Annotated in this window: 18 protein-coding genes; 10 read left to right on the plus strand and 8 right to left on the minus strand. The window is 63.6% G+C overall.

The features are described from left to right. The first annotated feature begins 81 nt into the window (after positions 1-81). The gene (locus J2W40_RS02905) at positions 82-504 is read left to right on the plus strand and encodes a winged helix-turn-helix transcriptional regulator (protein WP_310221903.1); all 423 of its coding nucleotides are present in this window, start codon (positions 82-84) and stop codon (positions 502-504) included. A gap of 3 nt (positions 505-507) precedes the next feature. Here J2W40_RS02905 and J2W40_RS02910 read toward each other — a convergent pair whose 3' ends face one another. From J2W40_RS02910 to J2W40_RS02925, 4 genes are all read right to left on the minus strand, one after another. Further along, positions 508-1,359, minus strand: a complete 852-nt coding sequence (locus J2W40_RS02910; RefSeq protein ID WP_310221904.1) for a hypothetical protein — start codon at positions 1,357-1,359, stop codon at positions 508-510. Between the two features lie 86 nt (positions 1,360-1,445). Then, a complete protein-coding gene (locus J2W40_RS02915) occupies positions 1,446-2,459 on the minus strand; it encodes an NAD(P)H-dependent flavin oxidoreductase (protein ID WP_310221905.1) in 1,014 nt (337 codons plus the stop codon). 248 nt (positions 2,460-2,707) lie between these two features. Beyond that, on the minus strand, positions 2,708-2,884 hold the full coding sequence (locus tag J2W40_RS02920; RefSeq protein WP_310221906.1) for a type II toxin-antitoxin system CcdA family antitoxin: 177 nt from the start codon (positions 2,882-2,884) through the stop codon (positions 2,708-2,710). Between the two features lie 58 nt (positions 2,885-2,942). Beyond that, the gene (locus J2W40_RS02925; protein WP_037473192.1) at positions 2,943-4,208 is read right to left on the minus strand and encodes an aspartate kinase; all 1,266 of its coding nucleotides are present in this window, start codon (positions 4,206-4,208) and stop codon (positions 2,943-2,945) included. A gap of 82 nt (positions 4,209-4,290) precedes the next feature. On the opposite strand from J2W40_RS02925, the gene ubiG reads away from it, so the two are divergent. After that, positions 4,291-5,028, plus strand: a complete 738-nt coding sequence (ubiG, locus tag J2W40_RS02930; RefSeq protein ID WP_310221907.1) for a bifunctional 2-polyprenyl-6-hydroxyphenol methylase/3-demethylubiquinol 3-O-methyltransferase UbiG — start codon at positions 4,291-4,293, stop codon at positions 5,026-5,028. A 4-nt stretch (positions 5,029-5,032) separates the two neighbouring features. Here ubiG and J2W40_RS02935 read toward each other — a convergent pair whose 3' ends face one another. Continuing rightward, the gene (locus J2W40_RS02935; protein WP_310221908.1) at positions 5,033-5,848 is read right to left on the minus strand and encodes an HpcH/HpaI aldolase/citrate lyase family protein; all 816 of its coding nucleotides are present in this window, start codon (positions 5,846-5,848) and stop codon (positions 5,033-5,035) included. A 73-nt stretch (positions 5,849-5,921) separates the two neighbouring features. Between J2W40_RS02935 and J2W40_RS02940 the strand changes: the two genes are divergently transcribed. The 6 genes from J2W40_RS02940 to J2W40_RS02965 all read left to right on the plus strand — a co-directional run bounded on the left by J2W40_RS02940 (position 5,922) and on the right by J2W40_RS02965 (position 11,837). Next, the gene (locus J2W40_RS02940; protein WP_310221909.1) at positions 5,922-6,887 is read left to right on the plus strand and encodes an SPFH domain-containing protein; all 966 of its coding nucleotides are present in this window, start codon (positions 5,922-5,924) and stop codon (positions 6,885-6,887) included. A gap of 224 nt (positions 6,888-7,111) precedes the next feature. Then, positions 7,112-7,549 (plus strand): NfeD family protein, encoded by a 438-nt coding sequence (locus J2W40_RS02945; protein WP_310221910.1) that lies wholly within the window; start codon positions 7,112-7,114, stop codon positions 7,547-7,549. Between the two features lie 112 nt (positions 7,550-7,661). Next, positions 7,662-8,732, plus strand: a complete 1,071-nt coding sequence (locus J2W40_RS02950) for a type I restriction endonuclease (RefSeq protein WP_310221911.1) — start codon at positions 7,662-7,664, stop codon at positions 8,730-8,732. A gap of 254 nt (positions 8,733-8,986) precedes the next feature. Continuing rightward, positions 8,987-9,514, plus strand: a complete 528-nt coding sequence (locus J2W40_RS02955) for a hypothetical protein (RefSeq protein WP_310221912.1) — start codon at positions 8,987-8,989, stop codon at positions 9,512-9,514. Between the two features lie 32 nt (positions 9,515-9,546). Beyond that, on the plus strand, positions 9,547-11,379 hold the full coding sequence (locus J2W40_RS02960; RefSeq protein WP_310221913.1) for a DUF885 domain-containing protein: 1,833 nt from the start codon (positions 9,547-9,549) through the stop codon (positions 11,377-11,379). After that, positions 11,376-11,837, plus strand: a complete 462-nt coding sequence (locus J2W40_RS02965) for a hypothetical protein (RefSeq protein ID WP_310221914.1) — start codon at positions 11,376-11,378, stop codon at positions 11,835-11,837. Before J2W40_RS02960 ends, J2W40_RS02965 begins: the two co-directional genes overlap by 4 nt. 53 nt (positions 11,838-11,890) lie before the next feature. Here J2W40_RS02965 and J2W40_RS02970 read toward each other — a convergent pair whose 3' ends face one another. From J2W40_RS02970 to J2W40_RS02980, 3 genes are all read right to left on the minus strand, one after another. Beyond that, the gene (locus tag J2W40_RS02970; RefSeq protein ID WP_310221915.1) at positions 11,891-12,706 is read right to left on the minus strand and encodes a ferredoxin--NADP reductase; all 816 of its coding nucleotides are present in this window, start codon (positions 12,704-12,706) and stop codon (positions 11,891-11,893) included. Positions 12,707-12,861: 155 nt separating this feature from the next. Further along, positions 12,862-13,173, minus strand: coding sequence for a hypothetical protein (locus J2W40_RS02975; protein WP_310221916.1), 312 nt, complete (start codon positions 13,171-13,173; stop codon positions 12,862-12,864). Between the two features lie 120 nt (positions 13,174-13,293). Continuing rightward, positions 13,294-14,895: a phosphoenolpyruvate carboxykinase gene (locus J2W40_RS02980; protein ID WP_310221917.1), complete on the minus strand. Its 1,602-nt coding sequence runs from the start codon at positions 14,893-14,895 to the stop codon at positions 13,294-13,296. A 269-nt stretch (positions 14,896-15,164) separates the two neighbouring features. On the opposite strand from J2W40_RS02980, the gene J2W40_RS02985 reads away from it, so the two are divergent. Together J2W40_RS02985 and J2W40_RS02990 are read left to right on the plus strand one after the other, a co-directional pair. Then, positions 15,165-15,872: a response regulator transcription factor gene (locus tag J2W40_RS02985; protein ID WP_037479073.1), complete on the plus strand. Its 708-nt coding sequence runs from the start codon at positions 15,165-15,167 to the stop codon at positions 15,870-15,872. Then, on the plus strand, positions 15,838-17,433 hold the full coding sequence (locus tag J2W40_RS02990; RefSeq protein ID WP_310221918.1) for a sensor histidine kinase: 1,596 nt from the start codon (positions 15,838-15,840) through the stop codon (positions 17,431-17,433). Before J2W40_RS02985 ends, J2W40_RS02990 begins: the two co-directional genes overlap by 35 nt. Positions 17,434-17,504: the final 71 nt, after the last annotated feature.

Raw genomic sequence — 17,504 nt, forward strand, 5'->3', positions numbered from 1 at the left:
TGGGTTGACCCGCATCCTACCGCCATGCTCTCTCTTGGAAAGAAGGCACCACAAAGTGCTATACGTACCGCAGAGTAAGAAATGGAAAATTCAAGCCACACACCCGCTATCGCCGCCGAAAATTGTCCGGTGCAGCCGTGGGAAACAGCCCCCATCGACCCGCGCGTCGAGCGACTCGTCAACGACCTGATCGGCCGCGTCGCCGACAAATGGACGCTGCTGGTGCTGGAACTGCTGGAGGAGAAGGGCACGCTCCGCTTCAGCCAGATCGCGCGCGAGGTCGAAGGGATCAGCCAGAAGATGCTGACCCAGACCCTGCGGCAGATGGAGCGGGATGGCCTGGCCACCCGCATCGTCCATCCGGTCGTGCCGCCGCATGTCGATTATGCGCTGACCCCGCTCGGCAACAGCCTGAGCGCCGCCTTTTGCGGCGTATGGACCTGGGCCGAAACCCACCTCGCCACGGTGGAAGCCGCGCGCGCCCGTTTCGACGCGCGCGACTGACTTTTATTCCTGATTGGCGGGCAGCGGCTGGATCATCAATTGCGGACCCGCCGCGCCTGGCTGGGCGGGCGCGGACGGCATCGTCGCGGGCGCATCGGGCGGCGGCGGCAGATTCTCCTGCATCGCGCTCGTGACGCTGGGCGAAAAACCCTGCGGCGGCGCTTCGCCCGGCGGTATGGGCGGCGGGGGCAAGGGCGTTGGCGACACCACCACGGTCACGCTCGCGCCGAAGCGCGACTGCCATTCGGCCAGCCGCCGGAGATAATCCTCATAGGCGGCATAGAAGTCCTGGAATGGCTTTTCCAGCTCGGCCAGCGCTTCGGGCGCATAATCAAGCAGCGCGCTTGACGGCATCGCCAGCAGCTTCGCGCCAACGGCTTCGGCAACCGGGCAGAAGCTCTTGGTCACCGGCGGCAACGAGAAGAAATTATACACGACGGTATTCAGCCGCTCGCGCGCACCAAGACCTGCGCCGCCATAGGCGACCGTATAGTTGCGATCGACCGCTTCATTGGCCTTCGTCAACAGCGGCCCGTGGACATGCAGCAATCGGTTATATTGTATCCGCGGCAGGTCGGCCGGGCTGCGGCACGACAAGGCCGCGACATTCAGCGCCATGCGCACATGCCACAGCGCGGTATTGGACGTGACCTTGCGGTTGGGCGTCAGATATTTACCATCCTCCATTTCGGGGATGCTCATATCCTCCACCGCCCCCATCGGCGGACGCGGCATCATCGTTTCCACCACGGGCGGCGGCGGCGTAGGAGGCGGCTGTTTCACGGGGGTCGAGCAGGCGGCCAGAACCGCGAGTGACACAAGCGACAGATGGCCGGAACGGCGCATGGATAACATCAAATTCTCCGCTGGGACTATGCCCCGGTCATGCCGGGCATTCGCCTGCGAGGAAATATGCCAAATATTCCGTTCGTCGCAAGCCTTCAGGCGGCTCGCCGCGCCAGCGCGTCGGCGGCCTGCGTCATCAACTGCGCGATGATGTCGGCGACCGGCTCTTCCTTGGTCACCATGCCGACCGACTGGCCCGCCATCAGCGACCCGCCCTCGACATCGCCGTCGATCACCGCGCGGCGCAACGCCCCCGCCCAATAATGTTCGATCTGCAACTGCGCTTCCATCATGTCGACCGCCCCTTCATCGAGCAGATTGGCGACTTCGCGCTGCTTGATGGTGAAATTCTCCATCCCAACATTTTTGAGCGAGCGCACCGGAATGACCGGCAGGCGCGGGTCGATCTGCACGCTGGCGATCGCGTCGCGCGCGGACGCCCGGAAAAAGGCCTTCTTGAAATTGGGATGCGCAATGCTCTCGGTCGCGCAGGCAAAGCGCGTGCCCAATTGCACGCCGGCCGCGCCCATCTCCAGATAGGCGGCGATCGCCTCGCCCCGGCCGATCCCGCCCGCAACGAACACGGGCACCTGGGCCGCCATGTCGGGCAATATTTCCTGCGCCAGCACGCTGGTCGAAACGGGGCCGATATGGCCGCCCGCTTCCATGCCCTCGACCACCAGCGCATCGACCCCCGACCGCACCAGCTTCTTGGCGAGGCTCAGCGCCGGGGCAAAGCAAATAAGCTTCGCGCCCTTCTGCTTGATCGCTTCGATACTGCCCTTGGGCGGCAGGCCACCGGCCAGCACGACATGGGTGACATCATGCTTGGCGCATATGTCGATCAACTCGAACAATTGCGGGTGCATGGTGATCAGGTTGACGCCGAACGGCTTGCTCGTCAGCGCCTTGGTCGCCGCAATCTCCTTGTCGAGCAGTTCCGGCGTCATCGCGCCGCACGCAATCACCCCGAACGCCCCGGCATTGGAAATCGCCGCCACCAGGTTCCGCTCCGAAACCCAGCTCATCGCCCCGCACAGGATCGCACTCTCGCACCCCAGAAAGTCGGTGCCACGGGCCATGAGGGAAGCAAGCTTGGCGTTGGTCATAAAGTCTTTCCTGCACAATAAAAGCCCCTCCCTTTCAAGGGAGGGGTTGGGGTGGGTGCGCCGCGAAGCGGCGTTCGACCCTATCGACATGGCAGAAGGCTCGCGATGCTCGCCACCCACCCCCGGCCCCTCCCTTGAAAGGGAGGGGTGAAAAGGTCAACCGATGGGCCTCAAAATCCCTAGATCAGCTTGGCAATCGAGCAGATAGAACGCCCCGGCACCAGAGCCATAAACATCGAACTTCACCATCAGAAGCGGCGGAAACCGACCAGCGGCAGGCCCTGATCCTCGACATGGTGATTGGACGATGCCAGCGCATCAGCATTGTCCGCGCGCCATTGCTGCGCCCGCGCTTCCTCCAGCAGCCCGCTGTCGAGCGATATGTTGGTCGCCTTGCGACGAACGGACGGCATCGGCTTGTTCATAGAACCTCGGCTTTCCTGCGCACACTATATGCGCAGGAAAGCCGAGGCAACACGTCCATCAAGCCGCCGGGGCGTCCAGCCCATAGGCCGTATGCAGCACCCGCACCGCCAATTCGGTCTCATCCTCGTCGATCAGCACCGACACCTTGATCTCGCTCGTCGAAATCGCCTCGATATTGATGCCGCGCTCGGCCAGCGTCTTGAACATCGTCGCGGCGACGCCCGCATGGCTGCGCATCCCGACACCCACGACGCTGATCTTGGCGACTTCGGTATCGGTGATGATCCGGCGGAAGCCGATCACGTCCTTGTTCGCTTCCAAAATGTCCACGCTGCGCGCCAGGTCCGCGCGCGGCACGGTGAAGGTCACGTCGGTTTCCTCGGTATCCTTCGAATCATTCTGGATGATCATGTCGACATTGATCGCGGCGTCGGCCAGCGGGGTGAAGATGCTGGCGACCGCGCCCGGCTTGTCGGGCACGCGCGTCACGATGATCTTCGCCTCATTCTTGTCATGGGCGATGCCGGTGATGAGCTGACGTTCCATCTTATTTTCCTTGCGCTTGGCTTCCAGTTCCTCGTCGCTGACGATCAGCGTGCCGGGCAGGTCGGTCTGGGTGGGATCATCGAAGGAGGAGAGCACCTGCACGACCACGCCTTCCTTCATGGCGAGGCCGACCGAGCGGGTTTGCAGCACCTTGGCTCCCACCGACGCCAGTTCCAGCATCTCCTCATAGGTGACGAGGTCGAGCTTACGCGCGCGCGCCACGATGCGCGGATCAGTCGTGTAGACGCCGTCCACGTCGGTATAGATGTCGCAGCGATCGGCCTTGATCGCGGCCGCCACCGCCACCGCCGACGTGTCCGACCCGCCCCGGCCCAGCGTCGAGACGCGCCCGTCCGCCATCATCCCCTGAAAACCGGGGATCACCGCGACCTGGCCCGCACCCATGGCGGCCAGCAGCGCGCCAGTGTCGATGCTGTCCACCCGCGCCTTGGCATGGGCTTCCACCGTCTTGATCGGCAATTGCCAGCCGAGCCAACTGCGCGCATCCACGCCCATGGCTTTCAGCGTCATCGCCAGCAGCCCGCTGGTGATCTGCTCGCCCGCCGCGACCACGACATCATATTCGGCCGGATCGTAGAGCGCCGAGGCTTCCTTGCAGAACCCCACCAGCCGGTCCGTCTCGCCTGCCATCGCCGACACGACCACCGCGACCTCATGCCCCTGCGCCACGACATGCTTCACCCGCGCGGCGACGTTGCGAATTCGCTCCATCCCCGCCATGGAGGTGCCGCCGAATTTCATCACGATGCGCGCCATTTGCTTGTCGAACCTGCTAGTTGGTGAGTAAGAAAATGTCCCAGAAGGGCGAAACGGCGCTTCTTTAGCAGCGGATACGGATATGGCAAGCAACGCAACGGCAACGATCGACCCCAAGGAAGCCGCCCATTTCGGGGCGATGGCCGCCGATTGGTGGGACCCCAACGGCTCCAGCGCGATGCTGCACAAGCTCAACCCCGTGCGCCTCACTTATATTCGCGCCGCGATCGACACCCATTGGCCGACAAACGCCCAATCCTTCCAGCCGCTTGCCGGCAAACGCGCGCTCGATGTCGGCTGCGGCGCGGGGCTGCTGACCGAACCGCTCGCCCGCCTGGGCGCGACCGTCACCGGCCTGGACGCCGCGCCTGAAAATATCGCCGCCGCCGCCGCCCATGCCGCGACTCAGGGCCTCACCATCGACTATCGCGCGACGCCGGTCGAGGACGTGACCGATGGCGACTATGATCTCGTCACCTCGATGGAAGTGATCGAGCATGTCGCTGATCCGGCCGCCTTTATCGCCGCGCTCGCCGCCAAGCTCGCACCCGACGGGCTGATGATCCTCTCCACTCCCAACCGCACGCCCTTGTCGCGCATCGCCATGATCACCATAGGCGAAAGCATCGGCGGCATCCCCAAGGGGACGCACGACTGGGGCAAGTTCCTCACGCCCGAAGAACTCACCGCCCTGCTCGACGCCGCGGGCCTCGACGTCATCGACAGCAGCGGCCTGACCTTTTCCCCCGCCACCGGCTTCACTCTGTCAGCGAACAAGGCGATCAACTATTTCCTGACCGCCCGGCACCGCCCGGCCTGATCCGCTACAGCCCCACCGCCTCGGCCCGCGCCACCAGCGCGCGGGCTTCTTCGACATGCATCGCCTCGATCATGCGCCCCTCGAAGCGCTCGGCCCCGCCGGTCGCCGCCGCGATCAGCCGCCGGGCATCGGCCAGCGCCTGCGCATCCGGCCCGAACACGCCATTCGCCACTGCTACCTGCGCCGGATGGATCAGCGTCTTGCCATCGAAGCCCAAAGCATGGCCCGCCGCGCATTCCGCCTCCAGCCCGGCCAGATCATCCAGCCGGTTATACACCCCGTCAAACACCGCAATCCCCGCCGCCCGCGCCGCCAGCACCACCGACTGCATGGCCAGCGCCAGCCCCTCGCGCCCTGCGCCCGCCGGTATCCCCAAATCCCGCCGCAGGTCGTTATTCCCCATGAACAGCCCGGCGCAGCCTTCCGCGCCTGCAATCTCCACCGCCGCCAGCACCCCGCGCGCGCTTTCGATCATCGCGATCACCGGCTTCTGGCTCACGCTATAGACGTCGCGCACCTGCCGCCCGCTCTCCACCTTGGGCAGCACGACATAGTCGGCCGCGCTCCCCTTCATCGCCACCATCTCCATCCCGTGCCACGGCGTCCCCGCCACATTGATCCGCACCGCCGCGATGCGATCCCCAAATCCCTCGGCCAGCGCCGTCACCGCCGCCTCGCGCGCGGCCTCCTTGGCGTCGTCCGGCACCGCATCCTCCAGGTCCAATATCACCATGTCGCACGGCAACGTCCGCGCCTTGGCGATGGCGCGCGCATTGGACGCGGGCAGGAACAACAGCGAACGGGCGTGACGCAGCAACATGGGATTCTCCTCGGTTTGCCTTCCCCCGTTAACAAATAAGGCGCATAGTCCAACCCTGTTTCGGGAGAATGCCATGTTGACGACCTTCGCCCTCACCCTCACGGGCCTCGTGCTCTTCTACCTCGCGGTCAGTGTGAAGGTCGTCCGACAGGGCTATCAATATACGATCGAACGCTTCGGCCGCTTCACCGAAGTCGCCAAGCCGGGCCTCAATTTCTACCCCGCCTTCTTCTACGCCGTCGGCCGCAAGGTGAACATGATGGAGCAGGTGGTCGACATTCCGGGGCAGGAGATCATCACCAAGGATAATGCCATGGTGTCGGTCGACGGCGTGGTCTTCTTTCAGGTGCTGGACGCCGCCAAGGCGGCCTATGAAGTCTCCGAGCTTTATGTGGCGATCATGCAGTTGGCCACCACCAACCTGCGCACCGTCATGGGTTCGATGGATCTTGACGAAACCCTGTCCAAGCGCGACGAGATCAACGCCCGCCTCCTGTCCGTGGTCGATCAGGCGACCAACGCCTGGGGCATCAAGATTACCCGCGTCGAACTCAAGGACATCCGCCCGCCCGCCGACATCGTCAGCGCCATGGGCCGCCAGATGAAGGCCGAACGCGAAAAGCGCGCCAACATCCTGGATGCTGAGGGTGCCCGCGCCGCCGAAATCCTGCGCGCCGAGGGCGAGAAGCAGGGCCAGATCCTGCAAGCCGAAGGCCGCCGCGAAGCCGCCTTCCGCGACGCCGAAGCCCGCGAACGCGAAGCCGAAGCCGAAGCCCGCGCCACCCAGATGGTCTCCGACGCGATCAGCGCCGGCAACCCGCAGGCGCTCAACTACTTCATCGCGCAAAAATATACCGAAGCCGTCAGCCAGTTCGCCACCAGCCCCAACGCCAAGACCATCCTCTTCCCGGTCGAAGCCACCCAGCTGATCGGCACCCTGGGCGGCATCGGCGCCCTCGCCAAAGCCGCCCTCGGCGACGACGGCACCCCCACCCCGCCACCCCCAAGACGCGGCCCCTTCGGCCAAAGCCAGGGGTAAGGGAGGATGAAGGCGCGCGTGTCCTTGCCCAGCTCAAGCGCGCCCAACGGCGCACGCAAAGATTTGGGGTGGCCAAGCGACTATATTAGCCCCTCCCCTCTAGGGGAGGGGTTGGGGTGGGGGCCATCCTCTAGGTCCAGCGCCTGTGGCACGCCCCCACCCCCATCCCCTCCCCTGAAGGGGAGGGGCGTAAAACCCACCCCCAACCCCCGGACTCCCAACCCATGACCCTGCTCACCCTGCTCGAAGATCATTGGGCCTGGCTGGTCCTCGCCGCGCTGCTGGGCATTGCCGAAGTGCTGATCCCCGGCGTCTTCCTCATCTGGATCTCGATCGCCGCCGCCATCACCGGCCTCGTCGCACTCGCGCTGCCGATCGGCCTCCCGCTGCAACTCCTCCTCTTCGCAACCTTAAGCATCGCAGCGGTCTATGCCGGCCGCCGCTGGTACGCCGACCACCCCGTCGCCTCCACCGACCCCCTCCTCAACGACCGCACCGCCCGCCTCATCGGCCAGACGGTAACGGTGGTGGAAGCCATCACCGGCGGCGAAGGCCGGGTAAAGGTGGGCGACAGCGTGTGGAGCGCGGTGGGCAGGGATGCGGAAGTCGGCGCACGGGTGCGCGTGGTTGCGGCTGAGGGGACGGTGTTAAGGGTGGAGTGACCAATTACGTCGGTCAACAGCAGTTAAAAGATTACTTTCCTTCCTGTGGCTCCACCGACTTGCCGAACCAAGCTTTTATCGGCAGTCTGTTTGAAACATAGGGGGATAACAGATGGATTTCGCTTCTCGTCTAGCTGAGCTGCAAAAGCGCACGATTGAGCATCGCGAGGTTCTGTTGACCGAAGAGGCCGCAAAAACCGCGTTGGTCATGCCCTTCCTCCAATCGCTCGGCTATGATGTCTTCAATCCGAAAGAGGTTGTGCCTGAGTTCACGGCAGACGTTGGTATCAAGAAGGGCGAAAAAGTTGACTACGCCATCTGCCAGGATGGCAAGGTCAATATCCTGATTGAATGCAAGCCATCGACCGCTGAACTGAACGTCAATCACGCATCCCAGCTATTTCGCTATTTCAGCGTTACCGAATCGCGTCTCGCTATCCTTACCAACGGCGTCAATTATCAGTTCTTTTCGGACGTCGAAAAGCCAAACAAAATGGACGAGCGACCATTTTTTACGTTCAGCATGGAAGCGATAAAGCCATCTGACATTCGAACGCTGGAAAAGTTCGCCAAAGCAGATTTCGATATCGAGAAGATTATCCAAGAGGCGGGTCATCTCAAACTGCAATCGCTGTTGCGCAAGGCGATGGACCGCGAGTTTGCTGAACCCTCGGATGAATTTGTGAGGGTTTTCGCGGCTCATGTCGTGGAAGGGCGTCTGACACCGGGCGCGAAAGAGAGCATTGCGAAGCTAATACCCAACACCGTTGCGGCAATAATCAGGGATAAAGTCAATGAGCGACTAGCCTCGGCGCTCAATGCTTCCACGCCTACTATGGCGGAACCCGAAGAGGCGGAAATCCCGGCGCCCGAAGAAGCGATCATTACCACGCAAGAAGAGTTGAGCGGCTTTCATATTGTGCAGGCGATAGCCTCACGCCTCGTCGATCCAAAGCGCATCGTCATTCGAGACAGCAAATCATATTGCGCTATCCTCCTCGATGACAATAATCGGAAAACAATCGCGAGGCTGTGGTTCAATTCACCGACGACCCGTTATTTTGGTACATTCGAGGGCAAGGATGAGACGCGGCATCTTATGCCTGATTTGACCAGCATCTATCAATATATGGGTCAGATCGAAGCGCGCTTGCGTGAACTTGACCCAACTATTCTCGCTTAGGCAATGCATACCCAACGGCGCATCAATTTTGTTCCCCGGCGAAGGCCGGGGTCCAGATCAGAGCGTGGAACTGGACCCTGGCCTTCGCCGGGGAACAGCTAAGCAAGCATTTTGAGGCCCACCCATGTTGTTGAACATGGCCAAGTGATCGCTGCGAGGGTTGCCTCTGGACTTTCCCCCTCAAGCCGCCCGCCCCAACCCCTCACTCACAACCCCCTGTCCTACATCCCCCAACCCATGCCATGCTCCCCGTCATGCCAAACACCCCTGACCTGCTCCACTTCACCCCCGTCCAGTTGCAGCGCCGCGCGCGCGGCTGGACGGCCGATGCGCAACATGCCTTCATCGATGCCTTGTCCCGATGCGGCGTCGTCGCGCAGGCGGCGCGCAGCGTTGGCTGTTCGCCGCGCTCGGCCTATCTGTTGCGGGCGCGGCCGGGGGCGGAAAGTTTTGCCGCCGCCTGGGACTGGGCGATCGAAATGGGGCTGGACGACCAAATGGGGCGCGCCGTGGCGCTGATCCGGGGCGACCGGCGGCAACCGCTGGTGCGCGGCGGCCGCGTCGTCGGCCATTATAGCAAGCCCGACCGCCGGGTCATGCTCGCCGCGCTGCGCGCCCTGTCCGCCTGCACAGATGGCAGCCGCGCCATGATGCCGCATAATGCCCGCATCGCCGCCCGCGCGACTGCGCAAACGCCTTCCCCCGCCACAGCCGCCCCTTGTCACAATCGAACAGGCCGGCGAAATAAAATGTCGAAATCTGCGGGAAATATGCGAAGTTAAGCGCTGACCACCCCTTGTCGGAGCCACGCTACATGACCGCCACGCGCCGCGATTTCCTTGTCGCCGGTTCCTCCGTCCTCGCTCTGTCGGCCCTCCCCGCCCGCGCCGCGACCGACACGCCCGACGCCCGTGCGCAAGCGACGCTCGCCGCCATGGCCGAAGCGATGCTCGCCGACGCGCCGGAAAGCGCCACCGGCCTTGGCCTCGACACCGGCCCCCGCGCCGCGCTCAAAAGCCGCCTCGGCAATAAAAGCCCCGCGGGCCAGGCGCAGATCGCCACCCATGTCACTGCCCGCCTCGCCACCTTGCGCGCCATAGACTTGGCCCCGCTCTCCCCCGCCACCCGCACCGATGTCGAGGTCGCCCGCGCCGCGCACGAACTCGCGGCCGAAGGGTTCGCCTTCCCGTTCGGCGACATGGCGATGATGAACAGCAACTGGTCCTACCGCAACGCGCCCTATGCCGTGGCGCAAAACACCGGCAGCTTCGTCGAAACGCCCGACTTTCTCGACGCCAATCACGGCATCGAAACCGCCGCCGACGCCGACGCCTATCTCGCCCGGCTGTCCGCCTATGCCGCCAATCTCAATGGCGAGACGCAGCGGCTGCGCCACGATGCGGGCATCGGCGTCACCGCGCCGGCCTTCCTGCTCGACAAGACGCTAAGCCAGATGGCGACGGTCCAGCGCCAGCCGATCGACCAATGGGTGCCCGTCGCCTCACTCGCCCGCCGCACCGCGTCGATGCCCGGCGACTATGGCGCAAAAGCCGCGAAGATCGTCCGCGACCAGGTCGCCCCCGCGCTCGCGGCCCAGGTCGCCGAACTCACGCGACAGCGCGCCACCGCCACCATGGATGCAGGCGTGTGGAAGCTCCCCGATGGCGAAGCCTATTATGCCTGGGCGCTCAAGGCCGGGACCACCACGACCATGACGCCCGAAGAGGTCCATGCACTCGGCCTCGACCAGCTTGCCGCGCTGCAGGGCCAGATGGACGGGCTGCTCAAGGGGCTGGGCCTGACCAAAGGCACGGTCGGCGAACGCATGACCGCGATGGGCAAAGACCCGCGCCACCTCTTCCCCGATGACGACAAGGGCCGCGCGCAGATATTGGCCTATATCGAAGGCCGCCTGACCGACATCCGCACCCGCCTACCCCGCGCCTTCGCGACGCTGGTCCCCGCCAAGCTGATCGTCAAGCGCGTGCCGGTCGAGATCGAGGCCGGGATGCCCGGCGCCTATGCGGGCGCGGGGTCGATCGACGGCAGCGTGCCCGGCAACTATTATATCAACCTGCGCGATACCAACAGCTGGCCGCGCTACAGCCTGCCCACCCTCACCTATCATGAGGGCATTCCGGGCCATATCTGGCAGGGCGAATATAGCTATAAACTCCCGCTGATCCGCTCGCTCCTCCCCTTCAACGCCTATAGCGAGGGCTGGGCGCTCTATGCCGAGCAACTGGGCGACGAGCTGGGCGCCTATGACGGCGATGTGGCGGGGCGGCTGGGCTATCTCCAGTCGATCGCCTATCGCTGCTGCCGCCTGGTGGTCGACACCGGCCTCCACGCCAAGCGCTGGACCCGGCAACAGGCGATCGACTGGTTCGCCACCACCAACGGCTCGACGGTCGAGGAAGTCCAGGGCGAAGTCGACCGCTATTGCGCCTGGCCGGGCCAGGCCTGCGGCTACAAGGTCGGCCACGGCGAAATCGTCCGCCTGCGCGAAACGGCAAAAACCGCACTAGGCCCGAAATTCGACTTCCGCCTGTTCAACGACGCGGTGGTGAAGAGCGGCGGCGTGCCGATGACCGTGCTGGCGGGGAATGTGGCGGCGTGGGTTGGGGAGCGGAAGGGGATACTATGAAGCCTCAGGCCTCATCTACAGTTGCAAAGCTAATGGTCGGCCTGGGGCTTTGCATCGCCGTTGCACCATACGCGCAAGCCTGTCCGACTTACACTCCTCAGGAAGTGCTTGCCTCCAGACCATATGACCGAATTGTCGCCGCAACGATTGTCAGCGTCGTCCGCGGCGCATCACATAAGCCCAGGTGGGAACCGTGGTCAGCGACAGCAAAAACGATAAGTAGTGCGAAGGGCATTGCTGATGACAGCCTATTCTCCCTTTCACGCAACTTCGTTGATTGCGATGATGGCGAGCCGACCCCAAAGGTCGGCGAAATCTGGATATTATATCTCAAATGGGATGGGTCAAAATATTACCCATTCTACTCCTTACCTTTCGCCGAGGCGCGAAAAATGGATGCACGGTTTGGAAGGTCAAAGCGGATTCAAAACGGAACACCGCCACCTCATATCCAATAAAAAAGGCCGGAAGATCACTCTCCCGGCCCTTTCCTACCTTGCTGCGTTAATCCTTACCCCACAAACGCCCGCTCGATCACGAACTGCCCCGGCGCCGCATTCGACCCTTCGGTAAAACCGTTCGCTTCGAACCAGGCCGCGAACTGCTTGATCATCTCCATGCTGCCGCACATCATGATCCGGTCGGTTTCGGGGTCGAACTTGGCCGGTCCCTCAAGCCCCTCGAACAGCGCGCCGCTCTCGACCAGCTTGTCGATCCGCACGGTATTGCGGAACGCCTCGCGGGTGACGGTCGGCACATAATGGAACTGCGTCGCGGCCTGTTCGGCGACCAGCGGATCTTCCGCCAACTTGCCTTCCAACTCGTCATGGAAGGCCAGGTCGCTTACCCGGCGCACCGAATGAACAACGACCACCTGCTCGTAAAATTCATAGACGTCGGGGTCACGCGCCAGGCTCAGGAACGGCGCGAGGCCCGTGCCCGTCGACAGCATGAACAACCGCTTGCCCGGCAACAGCGCGTCGGTGACCAGCGTGCCGGTCGGCTTGCGGCCGAGGTAAATTTGGTCGCCCGGCTCGATCAGCTGCAACTTGCTCGTCAGCGGGCCGTCCTGCACCTTGATCGACAGAAACTCCAGTTCCTCGTCCCAGGCGGGGCTGGCGACCGAATAGGCGCGCAGCAGCGGCTTGCCATTCTCGCCCTTCAAACCGATCATCACGAACTCGCCCGACCGGAAACGGAAGCTCGCCGGGCGCGAAATGCGGAAGCTGAACAGATGCTCATTCCAATGCCGCACCGACAGCACGGTTTCCACCGAGAGAGCGCCGGTCGGTTCGAGTACCGGCTTTTCGATCGTCACGTCGTTCAAGACCTTCTTCCTTGCCAAGCCGCCCGCACAGGGCTCGCCAGTTGCGTATCGTTCGCAACAACCAATAAGCATCGCGAATGGAGCCATCGCGGCATGAAGGCAAGGCCAAAAAAACTTGGGGGGCCGATAGCTGACCCCCCGCCAGCGTCCGCTGTTCAGCCGAACAGCCCCTTGGCGATCCCGCCCAGTTCGTTCATCGGATTGCCGTCGCCATCACGGTCGAACAAGCCACCCAGCTTGCCCATGATCGCTTCGGGACCGCCGAAGGATGCCATCAATGCCTGCAACTTGTCGGCCGACACGCCATGTTCGGCGGCCACCTCGGCCAGCGCCGAAATGCTGGTATCGCCCGACCCGATCTTGGCGCTGATCTCGGTCATCAGTCCCTGCATCTGTTCGGGCGTCATCCCGATCTGCGCGGCAACCGCTTCCAGCCCGCCCATCTTGCCGATCATATCACCAAACATGTCCACTACTCCCGCTGGATGTTGACCGACAGCATAGCACCCCCGCCCCGCCGCCAAAAGCAAAAGAGCCGGAAGGTCACCCTTCCGGCTCTTACATAGCCTTGGATCAGGCCGCAGCCATTAGGCCGCCGTCAGCGCCGCGCTGCGCACGCCTTCATCGACATGCTCTTCGAACTGCGCGAAATTGTCGACGAACTGCTTGACCAGCACGGCGGCGGTTTCGTCATAGGCGCTGGCGTCAGCCCACATGGCGCGCGGGTCAAGGATGGTCGGCTCCACGCCCGCCACCGCGACCGGCACTTCGAACCCGAAATTGGGATCGGTGCGGAACTCGGCGTCGTTCAGGCTACCGTCGAGCGCGGCATTGAGCAGCGCGCGGGTGACCTTGATCGGCATGCGCTTGATGCCGGGCATTGTCGCCTTGCCGCCCGCCCAGCCGGTATTGACCAGCCAGCAGGTGACGCCGCCCTTGTTGATCCGTTCCTTGAGCAGATTGCCATAGACCGACGGATGACGCGGCATGAACGGTGCGCCGAAGCAGGTCGAGAAGGTCGCGGTCGGCTCGGTCACGCCAATCTCCGTACCCGCCACCCGCGCGGTATAGCCCGACAGGAAATGATACATCGCCTGTTCCGGGGTCAACCGCGCGATCGGCGGCAGCACGCCATAGGCGTCGGCGGTCAGGAAGATGATATTCTTGGGCACCGGCCCCAGATTCTTCTCCGACGTGTTGGGGATGAAGTCGATCGGATAGGAACCGCGGCTATTTTCCGCCAGCGTGTTGTCGTCCAGGTCGATCTCGCGCGTTTCCGCGTCGATCACGACATTCTCCAGCACCGTGCCAAAGCGTTTGGTGGTGGCGAAAATCTCCGGCTCGGCCTCGGCCGACAGGTTGATCATCTTGGCGTAGCAGCCGCCCTCGAAATTGAAGACCGCCGTGTCCGACCAGCCATGCTCGTCATCACCGATCAGCGTGCGCGACGCATCGGCCGACAGCGTCGTCTTGCCCGTGCCCGACAGGCCGAAGAAGACCGCCGTGTCGCCGTTCGGGCCGATATTGGCCGAACAATGCATCGGCATCACGCCCTTGACCGGCAACAGATAGTTGAGGATGCCGAACACCGACTTCTTCATTTCGCCGGCATAAGCGGTGCCACCGATCAGGATCAGCTTCTCGGTGAAGTTGACCGCCACCACCGTCTCGCTGCGGCAACCATGACGGGCGGGATCGGCCTTGAAGGTCGGCAGGTCGATGATCGTATATTCCGGCGCGAAATTGGCCAGTTCGTCAGCACCCGGACGCACCAGCAGCGTGCGGATGAACAGATTATGCCAGGCGCGCTCGTTGATGACGCGCACATTGACGCGATGTTCGGGCTGCGACCCGCCGAACAGGTCGGCGACATAGAGCGTGTCCTTCTCGCCCAGCGCCTTGAAGAAATCCGCCTTCAACGCCGCGAAATGCTCCGGCGTCATCGCGACATTGGTGCTGCCCCACCAGACCGTCGATTCGGTCTCGGCATCGCGGACGATGAACTTGTCCTTGGCCGACCGGCCGGTATGCTTGCCGGTCTTGACGACCAGCGGGCCGTCCTTGGACAATATGCCCTCGCCATTGCGGATCGCCGCTTCGACCAGCGGGGCGGTGCCCATATTCCAGAATTGGGTGGCATGGGTGGAAATGCCCTGGTCTGCCAGGGTGAATGAGGATTTGGCCTGCACGCCTTTGCTCCTGAATATGAATGCCGTGTCGCACATATATTATTCTTTGCGACCGATCCGCCCCTATGCGCCGTTTGTCTATATCACGGCGTCATCCTCGCAGACCGACATGGCAATAGGGTGTTGGACCAAAATCGTCAAATCCCTGTCACACAGGCTTTGTCCCGAATATCGACGGTTATGCCGCATCGCCGCCGTCACCCGCTTTCTTGCAGGCGCGCGCCGCATGGTCTAACGCTCTGCCCCACTTGGATCAGCTGGGAAACCGCATGACTGCAACCATCGCCTTGGTGGATGACGACAAGAATATCCTGACCTCCGTCTCGATCGCACTTCAGTCCGAAGGCTTCATGACGCGGATCTATTCCGATCCCGAAGGCGCATTGAAGGCGTTGCTGGACAATCCGGCAGATCTGGCCGTCTTCGATATCAAGATGCCGCGCATGGATGGTCTGGAACTGTTGCGTCGCCTGCGCGAAAAGACGCAGATGCCCGTCATCTTCCTGACGTCCAAGGCGGACGAGCTGGACGAAGCGCTGGGCCTCGCCATGGGCGCGGACGATTATATCGCCAAACCCTTTTCGCAACGGCTGCTGATCGCCCGCATTCGTGCGATCCTGCGCCGCGCCGAAGTCCGGGGCGCGCCCGACACGCCGGACCAGCCGGTCGCTGATCCCATCATTCGCGGGCGGCTGGAAATGGACCCGGCGCGCCATCGGGTGAAGTGGAACGGGCAGGACGTGACGCTGACCGTCACCGAATTTCTGATCCTCGAAACGCTCGCCGCTCGTCCCGGCGTGGTCAAGAACCGCAACCAGTTGATGGACGCCGCCTATCAGGACGACGTCTATGTCGATGACCGCACGATCGACAGCCATATCAAGCGGCTGCGCCGCAAATTCCGCGAGGTGGATTCCGATTTCAACGCAATCGACACACTCTATGGCGCCGGCTATCGCTTCTCCGAAGAAGGATGACGCGCCGATCGCGATGCGCTGGTCAGGGCGGCTCAGCCTCACGCCGCGCATTCTGGCGGTCAACGTCTTTGCGCTTGCGCTGCTGGCGGGCGGTTTTTTCTATCTGGACAGCTATCGCACCCGGATCGTTGATGCGCGCCTGGAACAGTCGGCCCGCGAGTTGAAACTATTGGCGATCGGCCTGGAAAACGCCCCGGCCGATCGACACGATGCCCTGATCGCCGCCTATTCGCGCCAGACCGGCGACCGGGTGCGCCGCTATGCGCGCGGCGGTGGCCTGATCGCCGACAGTTTCACGATGAACGCGCCGCAATATCGTCTCCGCCTGCCGTCCGAGGAGGAATGGCAGCGTCATGTCGCCCGTTTCCTCGACAAGATGGTGGACCGCATCGTATCGGCCAGCCGACCGCCCGATTTCGTCGAACCAGCGGTGGACCGCGCCGATGCCTGGCCCGAACTGCTGCTGGCGCGCAAGACCGGGCAGCCGACCGCGATGAACCGCTACGCCCCCGATCGCACCTTCATGATATCGGCGGCGGCACCAGTCCGCGACGGGACGGCGTTGCTGGCCACTGAAAATGCCCGTGACATCACCCGCACCGTGCGCGCGGAGCGGCTGCGGCTTGGCCTCGTTCTCGCTGTAGCCATGCTCGCCTCGACGCTGCTCTCGCTGTTCCTCGCCCGCACCATCGTCCAGCCACTCCAGCGCCTCGCCCGCGCCGCCGTCCGCGTTCGCCTGGGCCGCGCGCGCGAAGTGACCGTGCCGCGCCTGCCCGAACGGCGCGACGAGATCGGCATGCTGGCCCGCGCCCTGTCCGACATGAGCATTGCCCTGCGCCAGCGGATCGACGCGACCGACGCCTTTGCCGCCGATGTCAGCCATGAACTCAAAAACCCGATCGCCTCGCTCCGCTCCGCGCTCGATGCGCTCGACCGGGTGGACCGGCCGGACCTGCGCGCGCAACTGATGGCGATCGCGCAGGATGACGTCCGCCGCCTCGACCGGCTCGTCACCGACATTGCCGAAGCCTCGCGCGTCGACGCCGAACTGTCGCGCACCCGCTTCGAGCCGATCGACCTTGGGCAACTCATCGAAACCATGGTGATCGCCCGCGAAGCCCGCGGCGTGCCGCGCGGCGTCCGGCTCGCCTTCGCCCGCCCGCGCAAGAATGTCGCAGTGGTGCTGGGCGAGGAACAACGGCTGGTCCGCGTGCTCGACAATCTGATCGACAATGCCATCTCCTTCTCGCCCGATGGCGGCCTTGTCCAGATCATCGCAACGGTGGCCGACGATCAGGTCTTCGTCAGCGTCGAGGATGAAGGACCGGGCGTCCCCGTCACTGAACGCGAGCATGTGTTCCGCCGTTTCCACAGCGTCCGGCCGGAAGGCGAGAGTTTTGGCAAGCATAGCGGCTTGGGCCTCGCCATCGCCCGCTCCATCGTCGAGGGGCATCAGGGCCGCATCAGCATCGGCGACCGCGAGGACGCGCAGCAAGGTGCCCGTTTCATAGTCCGCCTGCCGATGGCGGTCGCCCGCGACCCCGGCCTCATCTCCGAATAGCCCATCGTCCCCCCATGGGACGCCACCCGCCCCCCCCCCCCCCCGCGCGGAGCGCCACCCGCCAATGTCGT

Origin of the sequence: Sphingobium xenophagum (genome assembly GCF_031457465.1) — a bacterium.
GTDB lineage: Bacteria > Pseudomonadota > Alphaproteobacteria > Sphingomonadales > Sphingomonadaceae > Sphingobium > Sphingobium xenophagum_A.

What these genes read in the sequence shown, in the direction of transcription:
- J2W40_RS02905 (WP_310221903.1), top strand. Translation starts at nt 82, where the DNA reads ATGGAAAATTCAAGCCACACACCCGCTATCGCCGCCGAAAATTGTCCG.
- J2W40_RS02910 (WP_310221904.1), bottom strand. Translation starts at nt 1,359, where the DNA reads ATGTTATCCATGCGCCGTTCCGGCCATCTGTCGCTTGTGTCACTCGCG.
- J2W40_RS02915 (WP_310221905.1), bottom strand. Translation starts at nt 2,459, where the DNA reads ATGACCAACGCCAAGCTTGCTTCCCTCATGGCCCGTGGCACCGACTTT.
- J2W40_RS02920 (WP_310221906.1), bottom strand. Translation starts at nt 2,884, where the DNA reads ATGAACAAGCCGATGCCGTCCGTTCGTCGCAAGGCGACCAACATATCG.
- J2W40_RS02925 (WP_037473192.1), bottom strand. Translation starts at nt 4,208, where the DNA reads ATGGCGCGCATCGTGATGAAATTCGGCGGCACCTCCATGGCGGGGATG.
- ubiG (WP_310221907.1), top strand. Translation starts at nt 4,291, where the DNA reads ATGGCAAGCAACGCAACGGCAACGATCGACCCCAAGGAAGCCGCCCAT.
- J2W40_RS02935 (WP_310221908.1), bottom strand. Translation starts at nt 5,848, where the DNA reads ATGTTGCTGCGTCACGCCCGTTCGCTGTTGTTCCTGCCCGCGTCCAAT.
- J2W40_RS02940 (WP_310221909.1), top strand. Translation starts at nt 5,922, where the DNA reads ATGTTGACGACCTTCGCCCTCACCCTCACGGGCCTCGTGCTCTTCTAC.
- J2W40_RS02945 (WP_310221910.1), top strand. Translation starts at nt 7,112, where the DNA reads ATGACCCTGCTCACCCTGCTCGAAGATCATTGGGCCTGGCTGGTCCTC.
- J2W40_RS02950 (WP_310221911.1), top strand. Translation starts at nt 7,662, where the DNA reads ATGGATTTCGCTTCTCGTCTAGCTGAGCTGCAAAAGCGCACGATTGAG.
- J2W40_RS02955 (WP_310221912.1), top strand. Translation starts at nt 8,987, where the DNA reads ATGCCAAACACCCCTGACCTGCTCCACTTCACCCCCGTCCAGTTGCAG.
- J2W40_RS02960 (WP_310221913.1), top strand. Translation starts at nt 9,547, where the DNA reads ATGACCGCCACGCGCCGCGATTTCCTTGTCGCCGGTTCCTCCGTCCTC.
- J2W40_RS02965 (WP_310221914.1), top strand. Translation starts at nt 11,376, where the DNA reads ATGAAGCCTCAGGCCTCATCTACAGTTGCAAAGCTAATGGTCGGCCTG.
- J2W40_RS02975 (WP_310221916.1), bottom strand. Translation starts at nt 13,173, where the DNA reads ATGTTTGGTGATATGATCGGCAAGATGGGCGGGCTGGAAGCGGTTGCC.
- J2W40_RS02985 (WP_037479073.1), top strand. Translation starts at nt 15,165, where the DNA reads ATGACTGCAACCATCGCCTTGGTGGATGACGACAAGAATATCCTGACC.
- J2W40_RS02990 (WP_310221918.1), top strand. Translation starts at nt 15,838, where the DNA reads ATGGCGCCGGCTATCGCTTCTCCGAAGAAGGATGACGCGCCGATCGCG.